This is a genomic window from Winogradskyella sp. (assembly GCF_016744625.1).
Lineage (GTDB): Bacteria > Bacteroidota > Bacteroidia > Flavobacteriales > Flavobacteriaceae > Winogradskyella.
Genome location: NZ_JADGDZ010000005.1, coordinates 35,891 through 55,127, shown reverse-complemented (window position 1 = coordinate 55,127; position 19,237 = coordinate 35,891). Strand labels below are relative to the sequence as shown.

Below are 19,237 nucleotides of genomic sequence, written 5' to 3'. Positions count from 1 at the left end.
ATATATTATTAAGAATAAGCTATACCTGATGCTTTTTAAAGACTAAAAAATCATCATAATCTCTGATGTAATCTGATTCATCGTATTCTGAAGACGCTAGTACTAAGCACACACAACCAGAAGAAAAATTATCAATTTCGCGCCATATACCTGGTACAATTAACAACCCTTTATGTGGTTTATTTGAATTAATTGTTTTTTTGTTTTCGCCATCCTTAATATGCACATCAAAACTACCTGAGAGAGGAATTATTAATTGGTGTAATTTTTTATGCGCATGTCCACCTCTAAAAGCATCTGAAGGCACATCATATAAGTAATAAACTCGCTTAATTTCAAAAGGAATAATATCACCTTCAATCACAGCCAGAAGTCCACGCTCATCGTGTACTCGTGGAATTTCAATTACAGATACATCTTCAATCTTTGTTCTCATTTTAGGCTTCAATTAAGTCTTCCCACTGCTTAGCAATGTTTTCAACTGCAAAAGACGTTACACTCTGCTTTGCATTAGCTTTACAGCTAAGATATAATTTTTCGTCATCAACAAAACGATTTAGCGCTTTTGCTAATACATCAGGATTATGATTCTTTACCAATAAACCATTGCGCTCATTAACTATTACTCCATCCTGATAATTTTGATATTCTACACTTATAACAGGAATTCCACAAGCCAATGATTCTAAAACTGTCATCGGAAAACCTTCAAATCTACTCGATAAGACTGTAAATTTAGACGCATTAATAAAAGCAAATGGATTTATTGAAAACGGAATAACTTCTATCATAGTACCCATCTTTAAATTAGCAATTTTTTCTTTTATTACTTCTTTATCTTTACCATTACCCATTAAAATTAGTTTTATGCTTTTTTGTGGTAGATCTGATTTTTGATACGCATCAACTAACAAGGATATATTTTTCTGTTCTTCTTCGAATCTACCATACCAAAAAACAAAAGGTAATGATTGAGAAATTGATTCGTTTTTCAATCCATTGATATAATCAAAATCTATGGGATTATACAATGTTGAAAGATTATTAAAATTATAAGTTCTTTTCACTAATTTCTCAATACCTTCTGAAACAGACACAATTCTTTTAGCACGTTTATATAGTAAATTAGTTAACCACCTAAAAGGGGGGAAATATAAATCAATAGTGTAATTATGAACCATATATACCACTTTCTTTGGATACACAAATCCTGAAATAATATATTCTGAAAACGGTTTAGACCTTACGCGATGATCAATAACTATGTCTATTTTATTCGATTTTAAATATTTTTTAAATTGTTTTAAGCGCTGAAAACGTCCTAGAAATGTATCATTCTGTTCTTTAATTTCGCCTAAATTTAACAACTCGCCTCTAAATGGGTATTGAATACTATTAAGAATAGTAACTATAAAAACCTCGTAACCTAAATCGCTTAAAAAAACAGATTGCATAGCAGCCACTCTATCAGCTCCACCCTCACTTAGTGAACGAGACACAATACAGATTCTTTTTTTATGTTTACTTTGCATATCCATTAACGGTATGTAAATATATTAAATGAAAGTCTTACTTTTTGGTGAATTTAACAGAACCCATTGGAATATAAAAAAAGGACTCGAGACTTTAGGCCATAAAGTCATTGTTGTGAGTACTACAGATGGGTTTAAAAAAGTAGATGTTGATATAGAATTAAAAAACAACTACAGTACATTTCTTTTAAAAAAAATCAGAATACTTGTTTATAAAATAACTGGTATAGATTTAACGGCTAAGTCCATAAAAAAACAATTAATCTCAAAAAAAACTGAGCTTAAAAGCTTTGATATCGTTCAATTTATTAATGAAGCTCCTTTTGATTTTAATCGTGCAGATCAAGAAGATATTTTTAAATGGATTAGCATGCTTAACACTAAAGTTTATTTGCTATCCACAGGATTAGATTATCCTAGTGTATCTTATGCTTTTGACAAGAAATTTAGATATTCTATCCTAACTCCATTTTTTGAGAAGAAGGGCTCTAAACAAGACTTCTCACCAGCCCTAAGTTATTTAACACCAGAACATTTAAAACTGCATAAGCGTATTTTTAAAACCATTGAAGGTGTGATTTCTAATGATTTAGATTATCATATTCCGTTACAAGATCATCCTAAGTATTTAGGCATGATTCCACATGCTATTGATTTAAGTGAGCTTATTTATAAAGCTCCAAAAATTGAAGATAAGGTTATAATTTTTCATGGCATTAATACTTACAACTATTACAAAAAAGGAAATGATCTTTTTGAAGCTGCATTAGATATTATCTCTCAAAAATATTCAGATAGAGTAGAAATTATAGTTGCCAAAAACTTGCCATACAAAGATTACATCACAAGTTTTGACAAAGCACATATATTGTTAGATCAAGTCTATGCATACGACCAAGGTTTTAATGCTTTAGAAGCCATGGCAAAAGGCAAGGTTGTGTTTACGGGAGCAGAAAAAGAATGGGAAGGTTACTATAACGTAGAAGAAGATACAATCGTCATTAATGCTTTACCTAATGCAGAAGCTATCGCCTTAAAATTAGAATCGTTGATTAAAAACCCAGAGAAGTTAATAAAAATTTCAAAAAATGCTCGTGAGTTTGTAGAAATACACCATGACCATATCAACTGCTCCAAGCAATATCTAGAAAAATGGTCTTAACTTTTTACTTTAGGGAATCGCAATTCTAAAGATACTCTAGTAACATCTTCGTTCTGGTTTACTGCTGCTCCATGTATTAAAAATGGCGTAAATAATAAAGCCTCACCTTCTTTTGGATTTGGTCTGATCATTTGTATTGGTCCAGCTTTGGTTTCTAAAATACAAGGCACATAATACACATTTCCATTTATTTTAGCCCCTTTACTCTCTGTTCTTAAGATCTCATTTTCTGGTAACAAATGGCTTTCTGGCAACACTGGTAAAGATGATTTTTCGTTACAACCTTCAATAGGTAACCACACATTTACAATATCTTCCCAATAACTTAAATAACCATCTCTATGAGGCGGATTAATATCTAGTGAATTTGGTCTACTAATTCTAATCTGAATATGTGATTTCTGAAGTTCTTCTACCCAAGATGTTAATTCATAACCTAAAATATCACCAAAACGTTTGGCAAGCAAATCAATATCGAAATCAAAATCTGAAACTTCTAAATTTCGAGTAATATTAATGACATTATTATGAAGCTCTTTGGTCGTAACAAATTTGTGATAATCCTTTAATTTAAAAGTTGAAACATCTGTATCTACACCATTTTCTATTAGAGCATCAATGATAATTGTTCTTATTGAATTTTGAAGCCTAAAAAATTCATCACCTTCAAATGCTTTAACCACGTTAAAACCTTCAGTTTCCCAATCCATTTTTGAAAGTACATTATCCTTATTTACATATAAAAGTTCTGGCTTTCCCCAAAAAAAATCACCCTCAACTTTAAATTGAAAAGGTTGATTGTCTATATATAAACTACAGATCTTATGCATCGATTTGATTTTTATCTTGCTTACTAAAATACATCCAAATAGCTATTGCAACAATGATAAAATAAATTATGTATCTCACAAAATGGGCGATAACCACTCCTTCTGTTCCATATGTTTTTATAAATACAGTAGAAAGCCCATAGAATAATGCAAGAGAAATTAATTCAGTTATCACAAAACTCTTCACCATTCGTTTTGCTAAAAACTGATATGATAAAACCAGAGCACACAAACGAATAAAATCCCCTAATAGTTGCCATTTAAAAAGTGGCTCCATACCTTCAAAATCTGGATAAATCATCTGAATAATTAGTGTCCTAAGAAAGTAAACTAATAACATTCCTAAAGCGAAGACAGGTAGAATGGATTTGTAAATATGAAATACTTCTTTTTTAAATTCGGTTTTATTGTTAATACCAGCAAATTTTGGTAGAACATATAACGTAAACAATCCTGTTGCAAACACCATATAATTTTTAGATATAAAGGTTATTGCAGTCCAATAACCAGCTTCATTAATATTAATCTCATCAGAAACTAATGTTCTTACATCTAACTCTATATAATTAATTAAGAAAGAAGACACAAAAGACATTAATGTAAATGCAAGTAACTGATTTTTATAACTAAAACTCAGCTTGAAAGTATCCCTTTTTATGTGCCTTTTCAAGGTTTTTCCAAAGATAAATCCTAAAACTATTAGCTGAATTATTGGAGCAATAACTATTGCTATAATAACACCTTTTAAGTCATAATTATAGAGGCCAAAAACAAGAACAACTGTTACCAAAAGGTAACCAATAAGCTCAATTTTAGCGTATTTTTTATAATCAGACAAACCACTTATTATTCCACTTATCAATCTACCAAATGCAATAAACGGAACAATAGCAGCTAGTAATTGAAATACATATTTAAAATCATTAGAATTAAAAACATAAACAGAGAAATAATCGGCCCCAAAAAATAGAACAGCAGCAGAAACCAATGATCCAATTATTAAAAATAGGGTTGCTGTTGAAAATACTTTTGATAACTCTGAGTGATTTCCTTTTAACTCAGCTACATATTTTACAACTCCACTAAAAGTACCAAGTGTAGATGTACTAGTAAGCATTCCTATTATATTACGAACCTGACCAATACTAGCAATACCAGCCTCACCAACTGTTACTGCGAGTAAACGCTGAACAAATACAGAAACAATTAACCTTATTGTAATAACAACAGCATTAAGCGAAGTAATCTTAAGCACTACGTTATTACTTATAAATTTTGGAAGTTTCACAATTATATCTTTAATACTCGTCCATGTTTTCTTCAGTAAGAACACCAAATAAGGAACTTCCAAAAAGTAACAATATTATTCCGAAGTACATAACATAACTTAAACAATGTCCCATTACAGCTCCTCTAAGACCAAAAACATCAATAAGATAAATACTAGAGAAGTACATAATAACAAATAAGAATACCTCTAAAATAATGAAGTGAGCAAACATCTTTTTTGCTAAAAACTGGTAGGCAATAACCATTGATAGTACACGCATAAAATCACCTAAAATTTGATAGCCAAACAAATCTTCAACAGGTCTAAAGTCTTCAGTAAACAGTAAATTAATTAACAAAGACCTACTGAAATAAATAATAATCAATATCACAGCGAATATTGGTATTACCGTTTTATAAAAACTAAACACTTCTTTTCTAAACGTTTTACGTGAATTGATTTCTGCAAAACGCGGCAAAATATAAAGCGTCATTAAAGAATTGATGAACATTAAATAGTAATCTGAAACACGTGTCATCGCTGTCCAATAACCAGCTTCTTTAATTCCTATTTCTGCAATAAGATAATTTCTTATAATAATCATTACAATAGGCAAAGCAATCGCAGATACCAAAGCCATAATCATGTAAGGACTTAGTTTATTTAATATTGAAAAACTTACCTCCGTAATCTTAAGGGACGCCATTAAATTCTGTCTAAACGCAATACCAACAATGGTAATTAATAAGTTAAGTGCAGGTGTTATAACTACTGCAATTAAAGCACCATCTATATTTTCTTGCCATATTAAAAGTAAGGTTACTAAAAGCCCTAAAATCTGACTTATAATATTTATTATAATTAAGATTTTATATTTAGAAAACCCGTTCATTATAGAAAAGACAAACATATTTAAGGCGTAGAATGGCAAGACTAACGCTAACGTCTCAATAACATAGGTGTAATTGTAGTTCGTAGAAAAAATTAAATTATTAATAAACTCTGCATTGTAATAGCATATAAAAGCCAAAAGAACAGACGAGAAAAATCCGAAGTAAAAAACTGTTGACAAGGTTTTGGTTAGTTCAGCAACATTAGTTTTACATCTACTAATAGTTTTTACTACGCCTTTGTACAAACCAGAGATAGAAATAGATTGTATAACACTTAGAAAGTTTCTTAGATTGCCAATCAGTGCCATCCCTTGTGGACCAATATGTACAGCAATGAATTTAGATATTAAAATCCCAGCAATAATTTTAACACTTATATTAGCCGTATTTAAGCTTGCTGCCTTTACAAGAACTTCATTATTTATATAATTAAAAAGCTTCTTCAATTAGTAGGTATTTAAAACGTCTATAACAGTTTGCACTTCTTTATCTGTCATTACAGGACTGATTGGCAAACTTATAATTCTTTTATGAATCTTTTCCGTTAGTGGCAATTTTAAATAAGAAAATTCTGATAGTGCCTTTTGTTGATGTGGCGGAATAGGATAATGAATTAAAGATTGAATAGTATTCTTGTTTAAGAATTGCACAAAATTATCTCGATTATCTACCTCGACAACGAATGCGTAAAACACATGATTATCAGAACCATTATAAAACGGCAATCTTATTTTAGAATTTTTAATCCCATCTAAATATTGATTCGCAATAGTTCTTCGCCTTTGATTATCTTCATCTAAGGACTTTAATTTTACACTCAAAAATGCAGCTTGCATATCATCTAATCGACTATTATAGCCAACAACTTCATTTTGATATTTCTTTTCGCTACCATAATTACGCAACAATCTTACAACTTTGTTCAAGTCAGAATCATTAGTAGTAATTGCGCCTCCATCTCCAAGTGCACCTAAATTTTTACTTGGATAAAAACTAAAAGCGGCAGCATGCGAAATATTTCCTGCTCTACCAATATCACTAGAAGCACCATGTGCTTGTGCTGCATCTTCAATTAAAAGTAAATTATATTCCTCTGTAAGTTGATTTAAGTCCTTAACATCTGCTAATTGTCCATATAAATGAACCATTACAACAGCCTTAACATCATCTTGAAGGTGCTCTTTAACAGTATCAGCAGACAAATTGTAAGTTTCTGGGTTAGGCTCTACCAAAACCGGAACTAATTCTGCATGCAAAACAGACAAAATCGTTGCAATAAATGTATTTGCAGGCACAATGACTTTATCTCCTTTTTTCAGTTTTCCGAGTTGAATATAACCTCTAAGAATAAGTGTTAATGCATCTAATCCGTTTGCTGTACCAACACAATGTTTAGTATCGCAGTAATCTGCAAACTCACTTTCGAACTTTGAAACATTTTCGCCTAAAATGAAATGCGAATCGTCTAAAGCTTTACTAAATGCGCTCTGAAATTCATTACGAAACCGTTGATTGATTTTATATAGATCTAAAAAGGTAATCATAGCATTACATCCTCCAATAATTTATAGTTCTCAGTTTCAATTTTATAAAATCCTTGCGGTATGGATCTTGCTCCAAAACCTTCTTTCCAAAACAACAACCCTTCATTTATCTGTTGACCAGCATTAATATTAGAAGTTCCAAAATCGAAATACGGTTTGTTTTTAAATACAGTTTCAATAAGATGATGATGTAAAAAGTCTAAACTTCCTAATTCATTTTTATCTGCATTACCAGAAATATATTGACAATGTGCAACTTGTTCTGTTTCAAAAATGGTCGTTCCACCAACAATCTTATCATTACATAAAACATTAAATTGTCTAATATTTTTTTTAAATTGAGACTTTAAAAGTGTTATTTCTTCTAAGTTATGTATGGGCTTTACACCATGTTTGGATGTTAGGTTAGGAATTAAGATGTCTTTCCAAAATAAATCAAAGCTTTCAGACTCTTCAACTCTAAGGTTAGATTTAGCACCTCTTTTAAAACCTTCTTTTCTACTATTAGAGTACGACTTATGACTCATATCTATAACAGAATGCAAATCGGTTCTTAACAATTGTGCATTAGTCTTAAACAACATATATGCCAATGGATTGTTAGTTGGATTATGTAAATAGATACTTGGAAGTTCCTTTAATGTGATACTTATTATACTAGCTTCGTTTAAAAATTTAAGAATAGCTTTAAAGCTATTTATAGCTTCTATCGTTTTTAAATTTTTACTATGAATTAACCCACCATAAGTTAAACCTTGGTGAGAATGCAATATGTTTTCAATGGTATTAGCTGGTAATAACGCAATGAGTCTATCTTTTTTATAAACCATCAAAGAGAAATCCTGAAATCTATCGCTATGATAATCCATAAAACCGCGTTGAAACAAAAAAGTGTCTTGGTTACTTTTTGAGGCAAAACTGTTCCAGGCATTCTTATCTGAAGACTTGTATGTTTTGACTATAAACTGTTGCATTATGCTAAAATATGAGATTTATTTTACTCTGCTATACATCTTACGACTATATAGTGTTTTCAGCTTAGTGTTTTGTAAAATACTTTATCAGCAATTTTCATTAAAGCTTTATCTCCAACTGTATCCCCATAAACTGTAAGGTGCCAATCTTTGATATTAGGATATTTCTGCAATAATCGATTTACTTTTTCTTCCTTATTACAATTTAGGGAACTGAATCTACCAGTTAAATTATCTCTACTATCTATTTCTACTTGCGTTGCTAGGACAGTTTTTATACCATTTGCAGTTGCCCAAGGTTGTATCCAATTTTCAATTGAAGCACTAACAATAAGAACTTTACTTTGATTATTCAGATGCTTTTCTATCGTGAATTTGGCATCATCTCGTAGTATCTCATTTACTAATTCAATAAAATCATCACAGTATTTATCAAATTTTGTCTTTGACATACCTTTATAAAAATAGATAAATATTTTTTCCTTAGCATTATGAGTTGTTAACACTTTTATCTTTGATAGAGACCAAACAACAACTATATAAGGAAGACTAAAATAAAAATAAACCTTCCCTCTTGAGAATTTTATAAATTCTATAAAGGAATCCTTTTTAGTTAAGGTTCCGTCAAAATCAAAGGCTACAATTCGTTTCATAATTATTAATTAGCACCTTTAGGTTTGTATATATTGAAATGTGTATTGCTCCAAACTATTTCATAATTATTTCGTTCTAAAAAATCATTCATTGCTATAACACGTCCTTTATTATATTTATAATTTTCTTCTTTCTCTTCTGACATGTAATCTAAAACAGGTTCAGAAAATGCAACAATAGTTTCGAATTTTTGCTGAACTACAATTGGCAATACACCAATTTCATCTTCTGCTCTATCTAATTGTTTTTGAAACATGACACCATCATATACCCAAACCCATGAGTTATACATATAAGGTCTTGTTTCGGTTAAGAAATTTACCATTGGAATTTTGTCGTAAGCTAGCAAATAATCATCTTTCTTTATATAGTCTTGAAGTGCAGGTAATAACTCATTAAATACTTTTGCTCTTTCTTTAGTCGTATAAACTCCTTTGGCTAGGTCGTTATTTATAGTATATGTTTTATAAAACCGATTACCTATATCGAAATATGCTTCTTTAGAAATTTTATATGCCTTCAGTATAAAAAAGCCAATAATCAAAAGTGGAATCACTTTGGGTAATCCTAATTTTTTAAATGAAATATTTTTGTGTTCCCAATTAAAATTCTCTTCCATCATATAAAGGAATAAGGGAAATGAAAGCCAAATACATACATAACCAACATTATGAATACCACCATCACTACCTAACGGAAGAAACATCATCATAATTAATGCTAAAAGACTTAATACTTTATAATTTAATTTCACTTTTTGCATTAATACCAAACTAAAACATCCTAAAAAACTTAATGCATACAATGAATAAATGGCATTAACTCTAAAAACTAATACAAATAAAATAACACCAAAAATGTACCAAATGAATTTTGAAAATGTATATCTAAACAGTAGTCTTTGGGTAGGTAATAAAATCACAAAGGCTATAACTATTTTTAAAAATGCCTTAATCACCAAACCATAATCCTTAAAATAAACTGATAAAAGTCTAGACAAATTATGATTGCTTCCTGAATTTTGACCTTTGTCTAAAATTCCCAGAATAGCATTGCTCATTATGTCAATGTGACCAAACGTAACTAAAACAAAATACATAAAGCAAAAGCCAACTACAGCACCAAAACCATAAACGAATAACTGTTTAAAGCAATATTTCACACTTTTAGATTTTGTTAATAATAGTTGCAAAGGAATGACTAAACCAAATGCAAATAAGGTAATATTAGGCAACCTTGAGAACACATTAATTGCCGTTATACATCCTGCTATCAGTATTAAGTACATATGATTTTCATTAATCCCTCTCAATAAAAAGAAAATAGTAAGCACTGCAAGCAAACTCGATAAATGATTATAGTAAAACGCCAAGTAGCCAAAGTCATTAACAAAAAGTACCATCAACAATCCTAGTATTGCAGCATACTTAGAAATATGTTTGGATAGTATTTTAAAAGACACTACAAAAGTTGAAACAATACAAAGCATAGCCAAAATCCGAAATGATAAGATACCTCTCGTTGGAAATAACTCATACCATAATCCACCAACTATTCCCGTGAGGTAAAAAGCAAAATTATATTCTACAGATTCTGGATGATTGAAAAATTGCTGATAAAATGTCATGTACCAGCCTTCGTCAACGACATCAAAACCCTGAAGAGCAAGCAAAAACATAACAACTAAAACAAAACCTAAAGTTATACTTAGCGTATAGTTTTTATAAATTCTAGAAAGTTTTTGAATTAAATTCACAATTAAATATTATACATATATGATAATATAAAAACTAATTATCCAACCAATTATAATAAGTTGTAGAGGAAGATCTTTTAGTAATATTTTTGTAGGATTGACAGAACTATGTCTCATTTTTATCAACTTATTATATCTAAACAATCCTAAAACTACAAAAATAGATGTTAACCATATATAACTGCTATTAAATTGAGTCTTGATTTCTGGCGAAAACGAATAAGCTAAATACAAAATAATTATTAACAACGATAGAATCTTTAAGGTGGTATCGAGGAATTTAAGTGAATATTTATCAATGTTTTTTCGCACCAAAACCTTTTCTTCTATATACACAACCAATTCATCCCTACGTTTGGCAAAGGCAAGAAAAAGAGCTAATAAAACTACCATAATTATAATCCAATGAGATAATTCTGTGCTTGTTGCAACACCACCTGCTAATAGTCTTAAAACAAAGCTAGTGGCTATTAAAACAACATCGAGGACAATAATTTGCTTAAAAATAAGTGTGTATAAAACGTTGATAATAAAATAACTCACTAAAACCCAAAACAAGCCAAATCTGCTAAAAAAATAAGACAATAAAAAGCCTAATACCATACAAATAAGCATACATATTATAGCATCTCTTTTAGAAATTACACCACTTGCAATAGGTCTGTTCTTTTTTGTTTTATGATTTTTATCGAATTCTACATCAACAATATCATTAAAACAATAAATAGCACTCGCAACGAATGAAAAAGAAAAAAAAGCAATCGTAGCATAAAAAAGGCTATCATAAGACACAAACTGCTTATTAAAAAACATAGGGAGAAAAACAAAGAGGTTTTTAATCCATTGTTGAACTCTTATTAGTGAGATAAAAGCAAGGCATCTATTCATCATTTGTCATAATATCAATTCTTATCTTTTTCTAATTCTTCGAAAACCATATTATCATTGTCGTCAATAACCTCATAAATTCCTAATGGAGCACCTTCACTAACTTTTAAATAACTTCTGTCGTCTTCAAAGTTGTCTAACAATGATTTATCTTCACTTAAAAAAGAGAATACAGTTCTAAATAGGTTTACAGAAGTATTTAGGTCTCTATCATATTGGGAAGCGTCCTCTGTCCATTTAATTGCTAAAAGCGTAGAAAACATGGAATAAGTATTATCTCTATTTTTAGGTTTTTCATGTGATTGAGAGGAATATTCATAACCTACAAAACCTCCATGATCAGCCGCAATCACTATTAAACTATTAGAATCATACTTTTTAATAAGTGCTAAGGTTTCTTTTATCCAAAGGTTGGCTTCATCTATTTTTTTTAAATACTTGTTACGCTCCCCTTCTTTTCCCATTGTGTAAGATTGAAGTGTTGCAATATGACCAGGAATAATCCGCTCTATAAAATAGAAATTATTGCTGTTCCCATTATTCTTTAAAGCTATTTCTAGGTCGCTAGTAACATCCTTTTTAAAACCGAATCCATTTGTTAAAATTGGAATTTCATTCAAATCAATATTGCAATAATCAAAGCTATTCTTAGGTCTACTTGTTAGTAAGTATGCATTTTCCATTATTAAATTGCTCTTATATCCATTATTTTTAAGAATGGACAAAACGGGATTGTCTCCGATGATAACATCTCGTGCAAATAAGAGTTCTGAATCTACATCTGCTGAATGATTGTAATAATGATGCTTCATTGCAAAAACAGAACTATTAGAACTCAATGTAGAATAATAATTACTTCTAAATTTAGGATATAATTTAAAATCATTGTCAACTAAAAACGCATTAAAATCACTATTGTCTTTTCGGTAATTTCCTTTGTCTATTTCTGAAAGTCCAATATAACCATCTGGTTGAATGAAATAGATATTGGGTTTGGTTTTAAATTTCACACTCTCAATATGATCTATTTGAGTTTTCCAATCTGAATTATAGTTTAAGTATTTAGATAGTACAGGAATCATAAAAAATAAACCGACTACAGCCAATAAAAACTGAAACTTTATAATCTTTTTTATATGTTTTTTTAAAACAAAGCTAAGAGCGAACATTATTAAAAATACGGCTAGTAGTAATTTTTTATTAAAACCATATGAGCCACGTACAATTAAACATGCAAAAACAGCTAGGTTCATAAAAGTTAAAATTTGAATTCTATATTTTTTTAAGCTTTCAAAGCTATTTGCAATTAAAATAATCACTGTAAATACGAGTATTGGTAAGCCAATAAAAATAAACATTAAGCCTACAAATTGATACCACGATGCCAGTAATGTATGGTTAGATTTATAAAGATTAATTAATGGATATAAGCCAGCTGATACTGCGGCTAAAAGCACCAATTTGTTTTTAATTTGAAGAAATATGTCTTTACCTTTATTCAAGATACTTACGATTTAACCTCTAATAAATACATGACTCTGTCAGAATTAATAATAGGTGTTTTTTTTGTTATAGTAAAAAACTCACTATATGCTATTTCAAAGTTTTCAATTGAATAAAAGCTAAAATGATTTTCAAATTCGCCTTTAGATTTTAATAAGCGTTGTACCCAAGAGTCATTTCTTTTAGGAAATTCAATAACTAAATGCTTAGAGAATGTGCTAAAAAATTGAGCAGAATTGCGAAAAGGCACATTACCAGACAAGGACATATGGTGTATTACTGCTAAAGCTAAAGTTACATTGGGTGCAAACTCTCTTATGCGATTTAAAAATGAATCACGCTCCTTATTATTTAGTCCTATAGAAGCAGAAGGATTTAATACATCTAAAACAAAAGGAAGCATAAATTGTTCTTTATTTAACTTCATTGTCTTATAATTAAAATCTACTGCATTATTGTCTATATCACAGACTAACGCATTGTTAACTTCAAAATCAATTCGCCTTACAAAAGTGCCATCATTTCCACCAACATCAATTAATCGTTCTGGCTTTATTGCCTTAATCCAAGCATTTATGATTTGAGACTTTTCTATAAATGCGTCATCAGTATAGTTCGTTTTATCGTAATAGTTTCCCCATTCTGACTGTTCCTTTAATTGAAGCTTTTTAATATAATTATAAAGGCTTTCAATAATATTAAGTTGACCTTTTTTAGATAAAGACGCAACCTTCGATTCTCCTTTATAATCTTCGTTATGTTTATCTTCTAATTTAGCTAATAAGTGAATATTAGAATACAGCAGAGGGTTAAGCTTGGTTTTAAAAGGTAATAATGAACTTAGCATCTTAACAGGTATACCGTCAATAAAATTACTTAATAATTTTAATTGTTGAGCACCATGATAATGAGCCAACACTAATGGTCCAAAAAAGTGAGTAATAAATTGTTTGTATGCTCTCCATGGAGAATCTTCAGTATAAAAATCAAACGATAATGTATCTATAAAAATGGCCTTTCCGTTGTGAAATGCAACATTAAAGGCTGAGGCATCTTTTAAAGAAAAACCATGTTCTAAACAATATTTTTGTAACTTTAAAGTTAATAGAGCTGCCTCTTTATACATATTAAAACTCCACTCATAAGGGTAAGTAATAAACGGAATTTTCTCTGCGGAAATGATAATTTGCTCATCTGTTTTTTCAACTTCTTCATGTTTTATTAATAATTTATTTTTAAACAAATCATTATAAAAACCACTATCACTAAGAGCTTTATATTGCTTAAAATATATGGGATTTATGGCTCTTTTTATTTTACCATTTTCAGTAAAAACATAACCCGATGGGTCTCTAAATGAAGAAGAATGAGCATTTTTAGAGTTCACTAGAGTTCTTATTTTCTAAATCAGAATCTTTATTAATATCAATATCATCAAAAACATCTTTTTTATTGTCCTTCGTAATCCCTAAAAAAACTTTAATTTTATACATCAAGTTTTTAGAGAATAGTATTACTCCTGCAACTGCTGCTATGATTGTTTGAATAATCATGGCTCCTAAACCTGGATCGAAATAAAGCGTTATCATAATGTTATTTTGGTAAATATAAAAAATTAGTCGTTGCTATTCATTTTACTGAATTAAAAAAGAGAAACACTTTTCAGTATTTCTCTTTTAATATATTATAAATCATCTGAGAGATTCTGAAATAAATTCAGAATGACAAACAATTAGATTACATATTCTTGTTACGCTTACGATCAACTTCACTTAAAAAGATCTTACGTAATCTTATATGGTTTGGTGTTACCTCAACATACTCATCTTTTTGAATATATTCTAAAGCTTCCTCTAAAGAAAACTTAATAGCTGGTACAATCTTAGCTTTATCATCTGCACCAGATGAACGTACGTTACTCAACTTTTTAGTTTTAGTTACGTTAACTGCCATATCATCACCACGAGAATTTTCTCCAATAACTTGACCTCCATAAATATCTTCACCTGGATTTACAAAAAACTTACCTCTATCTTGTAATTTATCAATAGAATAAGGAATTGCTTGTCCGTTTTCCATAGATACTAATGATCCGTTTTGACGTTCAGGAATTCCTCCTTTCATAGGTAAATACTCTTTAAAACGGTGAGCCATAATTGCTTCTCCTGCAGTTGCTGTAAGTAATTGATTTCTTAAACCAATAATACCACGAGATGGTACTAAAAATTCACAAACCATACGATCTCCTTTAGCTTCCATGCTTAGCATGTCACCTTTTCGCATCGTTACCATTTCTATTGCTTTACCCGAAACATTTTCTGGTAAATCAATTGTCATTTCTTCAAAAGGCTCACATTTAACACCATCAATTTCTTTGATGATTACTTGTGGCTGACCAATTTGAAGCTCATAACCTTCACGACGCATTGTTTCAATTAAAACCGATAAGTGTAATACACCACGACCAAAAACCATAAACTTATCTGCACTATCAGTTTCTTCAACTCTAAGCGCTAAGTTCTTTTCTAGTTCTTTAGTTAATCTATCTTTTATATGACGAGACGTTACAAACTTACCATCTTTACCAAAGAAAGGTGAATCGTTAATGGTAAATAACATACTCATTGTTGGTTCATCTATAGCAATGGTTTTTAAACCTTCAGGATTTTCGATATCAGCAACAGTATCACCAATTTCAAAACCTTCTAAACCTACAATGGCACAAATATCACCAGTCTGTACTTCTTGTACTTTTTTACGACCTAAACCTTCAAACGTGTGTAATTCTTTAATTTTACTTTTTACAATCGATTTATCTCTTTTTACTAAAGAAATTTGTTGTCCAACTTTTAAACCACCTCGTGTTAAGCGACCAATCGCAATACGACCTGTAAACGACGAAAAATCTAAAGATGTAATTAACATCTGTGTTGTCCCTTCCTCAATTTTTGGTTCAGGAATATGTTCAATCACCATATCTAATAATGGCTCAATGTTTTCAGTTTCATTTTGCCAATCCTCACTCATCCAGTTGTTCTTAGCAGAACCATAAACTGTAGGAAAATCTAATTGCCATTCTTCTGCACCTAATTCGAACATTAAGTCAAAAACTTTCTCATGTACTATATCTGGTGTACAGTTTTCTTTATCTACTTTATTTACAACCACGCATGGTTTTAAACCTAAGTCAATTGCTTTTTGTAATACAAAACGCGTTTGAGGCATAGGACCTTCAAAAGCATCAACTAAAAGCAAAACACCATCGGCCATATTTAAAACACGCTCTACTTCACCACCAAAATCGGCGTGACCAGGAGTATCAATGATATTAATCTTAGTATCTCTATAAACAACTGAAACATTTTTAGAAGTAATCGTAATACCACGCTCACGTTCTAAATCGTTATTATCTAGAATTAAGTCACCTGTATTTTCATTTTCACGAAATAACTGACAGTGATACATGATTTTATCTACCAAAGTTGTCTTTCCATGATCGACGTGTGCAATAATTGCAATATTTTTAATATTAGCCATAATATATGCTGATTTTAAGCGCGCAAAGGTACATTTTATTATTTTCACTTCGTTAATTATATGTTATAATTTAAAATTTAGACAATTTGAGTTCGTATCTTTCGTTATTGATAATGATTAATAGTAAAAAGCCTACCCTAAAAACCAATCGCTAATTGGGCTATTTACGTCTGAACCCTAAAAATAAAAACAGATGCATACAATTAGCAAGTACACCAAGTTTGTACCTTATCTTTATTTTTTATCCGTAATCGTTTATTGGTTTACAGGTATTAATAAAAGTGACGGTATTTCTGCATACCCAATATTATTATTTGGTATCCCATTTTTATGGCAACTGATTAAGCCTAGTCAAAAATTAAACTTCTCTCTAGGTATTATTTTTGTTTGCCTATCGTCTTATTTAATTCTTGCCTATTTATCTGATTTATTAAATATTGTAAACTGGACAGAATCTTCTAAAAAACTGCTTTTCTACGGAGGTCTTTTGGTGTTTGGTAACTTTGTGATGTCGCTTTGGATTGTTAGAAATAGTATTAAAAAGGTATTTTAAAAAAGATTCTGGATTACTACGCTGTTAGAAAATGGTCTAGTCATACTCTTTACTAATTTGATAAACTTCTTAGCTTAAAAAGTAACCAAGATAAATACTATCTTTGCTGCTTAATATTTAAGTCATAAGCTTTGATAACTATTCCGAAATTAAAAAACACTGATTCTAATAACTTCTTTTTGCTTTGTGGTCCTTGTGCCATTGAAAGTGAAGATATGGCGCTTCGTATTGCTGAAAAAGTGATTACCATAACAGATAAACTAAATATCCCTTACGTCTTTAAAGGCAGTTTTAAGAAAGCTAACAGAAGTAGAATTGATAGTTTTACAGGAATTGGAAATGAAAAAGCTTTAAAAATTCTAAAGAAAGTTTCTGAAACCTTTGATGTCCCAACCGTAACAGATATACATGAAGTTTCTGATGCTTATATGGCAGCAGAATATGTAGATGTATTGCAAATTCCTGCATTTTTAGTTAGGCAAACCGATTTAGTTGTTGCCGCAGCAAAAACAGGAAAAGTGGTAAACTTAAAGAAAGGACAATTTATGAGTCCTGAAGCCATGAAACATGCTGTGCAAAAAGTAAAAGATGCTGGCAATGAAAAAGCATGGATTACAGACAGAGGTACTATGTTTGGTTACCAAGATATGATTGTTGATTTTAGAGGTATCCCAACAATGCGCGAATACGCTCCAACGGTTTTAGATGTAACCCACTCGCTACAACAACCTAACCAAAGTATTGGTGTTACAGGAGGACGACCAGATATGATTGAGACTATTGCAAGAGCTGGTGTAGTAAATAATGTGGATGGTTTATTTATAGAAACACATTTCGATCCTGCTAATGCAAAAAGTGACGGAGCCAATATGTTGCATTTAGATAATTTGGAAGGGTTATTAACTAATTTGGTAACTATTAGAAAGACCATAAATAATTTATAAATTGATTTGGGAGACCTATTTCTAGTTGCTTTAGGTTATATTATTTTAAGATTTAAATATCCTAATAAAAAAGAAAGGCAAAGGATATTAAAAGAAACCTACAATGATTCTTACCTAACAGCAGGAATCGTATGGCCTCTAAAAATTATAGGTGCTATTTTCTTTGTGGCGCTTTTATCTTTTTTAATTATTATAATCTATAGAATTTTATTCTTTCCTCCAGCTGCTACTTAAGCTAAGTATTAACTCCTCTTATAAAATCCTTCATCTTTTAAAGATTCTAGTTCTTTCATAATTGAAATGAACATCTCATCATTTATATCCTCTAATGATTTATAACGTAGTGACTTTACAACTTTACGTTTCTCAGTAATTAAATAACTGTCCCATTTTTTTGATAGATGTGCTGAATGCCATATCCCAACATCAATATAATCTTTTGATTGATTTAGATAACATATTGGTCGTTTACCAAAGTAGTAGCATGGTATTCGCCATTTATAGAGCAAATCAGCTTCTGGCAATGTATGTTCTACCAAAACCTGTAGATGCATTAATATAGACTTATATGGCTCTGGCTGTTTTAGTATGTAGGCTTCTGCTGGATTCAAAACTGGAATAATTTTTGTCTAATTTAGCACTATGAGAACATTATTACTAGTCTTTTTTCTATTTTCAATACAGCAAACTAGTTCGCAGAATTATGAAAGTATAGATTCTATTGTATCTACTTATCCTAAGAAATTTAAATCTATTGAAGATTTTGCTAGTAGAATTCGGTTAGATTTTAAAACTGATTTAGATAAAACAAGAGCAGCCTACTATTGGATTGCCAACAATATCACTTATGACTATAAATTATCTAGAAAAGAACCAAATTCATTTAAGATCAAATCAAAATCTAAAAGTGATTATGAAGCCAAGTTTTATGCTCTTAAAAGAAAATATGCTCTAAAGGTGTTGAGAAAAAGGTTTGCAATATGTGAAGGATATTCTCAACTCTTAACAGAAGTATTAAAAGATTTAGATATTATTTCTGTTGTTGTCTCAGGCTTCGCTAAACGTTCACCTAATGAAATTGGAAGAAAAAGAAATTCTTCAAATCATGCATGGAACGCAGTAAGAATAGAAGACAAATGGCACCTTATTGATGTCACCTGGTCAACTGGAAATAGTTTGTACAACTCTGAATTCTTT

At 30.3% G+C, this 19,237-nt stretch carries 19 protein-coding genes; 4 read left to right on the top strand and 15 right to left on the bottom strand.

Features of this window, described 5'->3' with window-relative positions; translation table 11 throughout:
* Positions 1 to 19: 19 nt before the first annotated feature.
* Positions 20 to 436: an FdtA/QdtA family cupin domain-containing protein gene (locus QZZ53_RS02215; RefSeq protein WP_296380990.1), complete on the bottom strand. Its 417-nt coding sequence runs from the start codon at positions 434 to 436 to the stop codon at positions 20 to 22.
* Between the two features lies 1 nt (position 437).
* A complete protein-coding gene (locus tag QZZ53_RS02210) occupies positions 438 to 1,499 on the bottom strand; it encodes a glycosyltransferase (protein WP_296380988.1) in 1,062 nt (353 codons plus the stop codon).
* 61 nt (positions 1,500 to 1,560) lie between these two features.
* Between QZZ53_RS02210 and QZZ53_RS02205 the strand changes: the two genes are divergently transcribed.
* Entirely contained in the window at positions 1,561 to 2,694 is a 1,134-nt protein-coding gene (locus QZZ53_RS02205; protein WP_296380985.1) for a glycosyltransferase, read from the top strand.
* Here the strand turns inward: QZZ53_RS02205 and QZZ53_RS02200 are convergent.
* From QZZ53_RS02200 to typA, 12 genes are all read right to left on the bottom strand, one after another.
* On the bottom strand, positions 2,691 to 3,524 hold the full coding sequence (locus QZZ53_RS02200; protein ID WP_296380983.1) for a phytanoyl-CoA dioxygenase family protein: 834 nt from the start codon (positions 3,522 to 3,524) through the stop codon (positions 2,691 to 2,693). The two genes, QZZ53_RS02205 and QZZ53_RS02200, sit on opposite strands and share 4 nt — an antisense overlap.
* Positions 3,517 to 4,812, bottom strand: a complete 1,296-nt coding sequence (locus QZZ53_RS02195; RefSeq protein WP_296380981.1) for an O-antigen translocase — start codon at positions 4,810 to 4,812, stop codon at positions 3,517 to 3,519. The genes QZZ53_RS02200 and QZZ53_RS02195 overlap by 8 nt, the downstream gene beginning before the upstream one ends.
* Positions 4,813 to 4,822: 10 nt before the next feature.
* On the bottom strand, positions 4,823 to 6,133 hold the full coding sequence (locus QZZ53_RS02190; RefSeq protein WP_296380979.1) for an O-antigen translocase: 1,311 nt from the start codon (positions 6,131 to 6,133) through the stop codon (positions 4,823 to 4,825).
* Positions 6,134 to 7,231, bottom strand: a complete 1,098-nt coding sequence (locus QZZ53_RS02185) for a DegT/DnrJ/EryC1/StrS family aminotransferase (protein WP_296380978.1) — start codon at positions 7,229 to 7,231, stop codon at positions 6,134 to 6,136.
* Positions 7,228 to 8,205: a GNAT family N-acetyltransferase gene (locus QZZ53_RS02180; protein WP_296380976.1), complete on the bottom strand. Its 978-nt coding sequence runs from the start codon at positions 8,203 to 8,205 to the stop codon at positions 7,228 to 7,230. Before QZZ53_RS02180 ends, QZZ53_RS02185 begins: the two co-directional genes overlap by 4 nt.
* 59 nt (positions 8,206 to 8,264) lie before the next feature.
* Positions 8,265 to 8,858, bottom strand: coding sequence for an HAD family hydrolase (locus tag QZZ53_RS02175; RefSeq protein WP_296380974.1), 594 nt, complete (start codon positions 8,856 to 8,858; stop codon positions 8,265 to 8,267).
* 5 nt (positions 8,859 to 8,863) lie between these two features.
* On the bottom strand, positions 8,864 to 10,615 hold the full coding sequence (locus QZZ53_RS02170; protein WP_296380972.1) for a hypothetical protein: 1,752 nt from the start codon (positions 10,613 to 10,615) through the stop codon (positions 8,864 to 8,866).
* Positions 10,616 to 10,624: 9 nt separating this feature from the next.
* Positions 10,625 to 11,428 carry a UbiA prenyltransferase family protein gene (locus tag QZZ53_RS02165; protein WP_296380971.1) on the bottom strand — a complete coding sequence of 268 codons (804 nt, stop codon included), beginning with the start codon at positions 11,426 to 11,428 and terminating at the stop codon, positions 10,625 to 10,627.
* Positions 11,429 to 11,517: 89 nt separating this feature from the next.
* Positions 11,518 to 13,005, bottom strand: a complete 1,488-nt coding sequence (locus QZZ53_RS02160; RefSeq protein WP_296380969.1) for a hypothetical protein — start codon at positions 13,003 to 13,005, stop codon at positions 11,518 to 11,520.
* A gap of 5 nt (positions 13,006 to 13,010) precedes the next feature.
* Positions 13,011 to 14,393, bottom strand: a complete 1,383-nt coding sequence (locus tag QZZ53_RS02155) for a class I SAM-dependent methyltransferase (protein ID WP_296380967.1) — start codon at positions 14,391 to 14,393, stop codon at positions 13,011 to 13,013.
* Positions 14,383 to 14,595 (bottom strand): hypothetical protein, encoded by a 213-nt coding sequence (locus QZZ53_RS02150; RefSeq protein ID WP_296380965.1) that lies wholly within the window; start codon positions 14,593 to 14,595, stop codon positions 14,383 to 14,385. The genes QZZ53_RS02155 and QZZ53_RS02150 overlap by 11 nt, the downstream gene beginning before the upstream one ends.
* 148 nt (positions 14,596 to 14,743) lie before the next feature.
* Positions 14,744 to 16,543, bottom strand: coding sequence for a translational GTPase TypA (gene typA, locus QZZ53_RS02145; protein ID WP_296380963.1), 1,800 nt, complete (start codon positions 16,541 to 16,543; stop codon positions 14,744 to 14,746).
* Between the two features lie 193 nt (positions 16,544 to 16,736).
* On the opposite strand from typA, the gene QZZ53_RS02140 reads away from it, so the two are divergent.
* Both QZZ53_RS02140 and kdsA read left to right on the top strand, forming a co-directional pair.
* Positions 16,737 to 17,096 carry a hypothetical protein gene (locus QZZ53_RS02140; protein WP_296380961.1) on the top strand — a complete coding sequence of 120 codons (360 nt, stop codon included), beginning with the start codon at positions 16,737 to 16,739 and terminating at the stop codon, positions 17,094 to 17,096.
* A gap of 140 nt (positions 17,097 to 17,236) precedes the next feature.
* The gene (gene kdsA / locus QZZ53_RS02135; RefSeq protein WP_296381073.1) at positions 17,237 to 18,040 is read left to right on the top strand and encodes a 3-deoxy-8-phosphooctulonate synthase; all 804 of its coding nucleotides are present in this window, start codon (positions 17,237 to 17,239) and stop codon (positions 18,038 to 18,040) included.
* 242 nt (positions 18,041 to 18,282) lie between these two features.
* Here the strand turns inward: kdsA and QZZ53_RS02130 are convergent, their stop codons facing one another.
* Positions 18,283 to 18,651, bottom strand: coding sequence for a DUF1801 domain-containing protein (locus QZZ53_RS02130; protein WP_296380960.1), 369 nt, complete (start codon positions 18,649 to 18,651; stop codon positions 18,283 to 18,285).
* A 31-nt stretch (positions 18,652 to 18,682) separates the two neighbouring features.
* On the opposite strand from QZZ53_RS02130, the gene QZZ53_RS02125 reads away from it, so the two are divergent.
* On the top strand, positions 18,683 to 19,237 hold a 555-nt coding region (locus tag QZZ53_RS02125), incomplete at its 3' end, for a transglutaminase domain-containing protein (RefSeq protein WP_296380957.1).

What these genes read in the sequence shown, in the direction of transcription:
- QZZ53_RS02215 (WP_296380990.1), bottom strand. Translation starts at nt 436, where the DNA reads ATGAGAACAAAGATTGAAGATGTATCTGTAATTGAAATTCCACGAGTA.
- typA (WP_296380963.1), bottom strand. Translation starts at nt 16,543, where the DNA reads ATGGCTAATATTAAAAATATTGCAATTATTGCACACGTCGATCATGGA.
- QZZ53_RS02175 (WP_296380974.1), bottom strand. Translation starts at nt 8,858, where the DNA reads ATGAAACGAATTGTAGCCTTTGATTTTGACGGAACCTTAACTAAAAAG.
- QZZ53_RS02165 (WP_296380971.1), bottom strand. Translation starts at nt 11,428, where the DNA reads ATGTTTTTTAATAAGCAGTTTGTGTCTTATGATAGCCTTTTTTATGCT.
- QZZ53_RS02200 (WP_296380983.1), bottom strand. Translation starts at nt 3,524, where the DNA reads ATGCATAAGATCTGTAGTTTATATATAGACAATCAACCTTTTCAATTT.
- QZZ53_RS02180 (WP_296380976.1), bottom strand. Translation starts at nt 8,205, where the DNA reads ATGCAACAGTTTATAGTCAAAACATACAAGTCTTCAGATAAGAATGCC.
- QZZ53_RS02205 (WP_296380985.1), top strand. Translation starts at nt 1,561, where the DNA reads ATGAAAGTCTTACTTTTTGGTGAATTTAACAGAACCCATTGGAATATA.
- QZZ53_RS02140 (WP_296380961.1), top strand. Translation starts at nt 16,737, where the DNA reads ATGCATACAATTAGCAAGTACACCAAGTTTGTACCTTATCTTTATTTT.
- QZZ53_RS02150 (WP_296380965.1), bottom strand. Translation starts at nt 14,595, where the DNA reads ATGATAACGCTTTATTTCGATCCAGGTTTAGGAGCCATGATTATTCAA.
- QZZ53_RS02185 (WP_296380978.1), bottom strand. Translation starts at nt 7,231, where the DNA reads ATGATTACCTTTTTAGATCTATATAAAATCAATCAACGGTTTCGTAAT.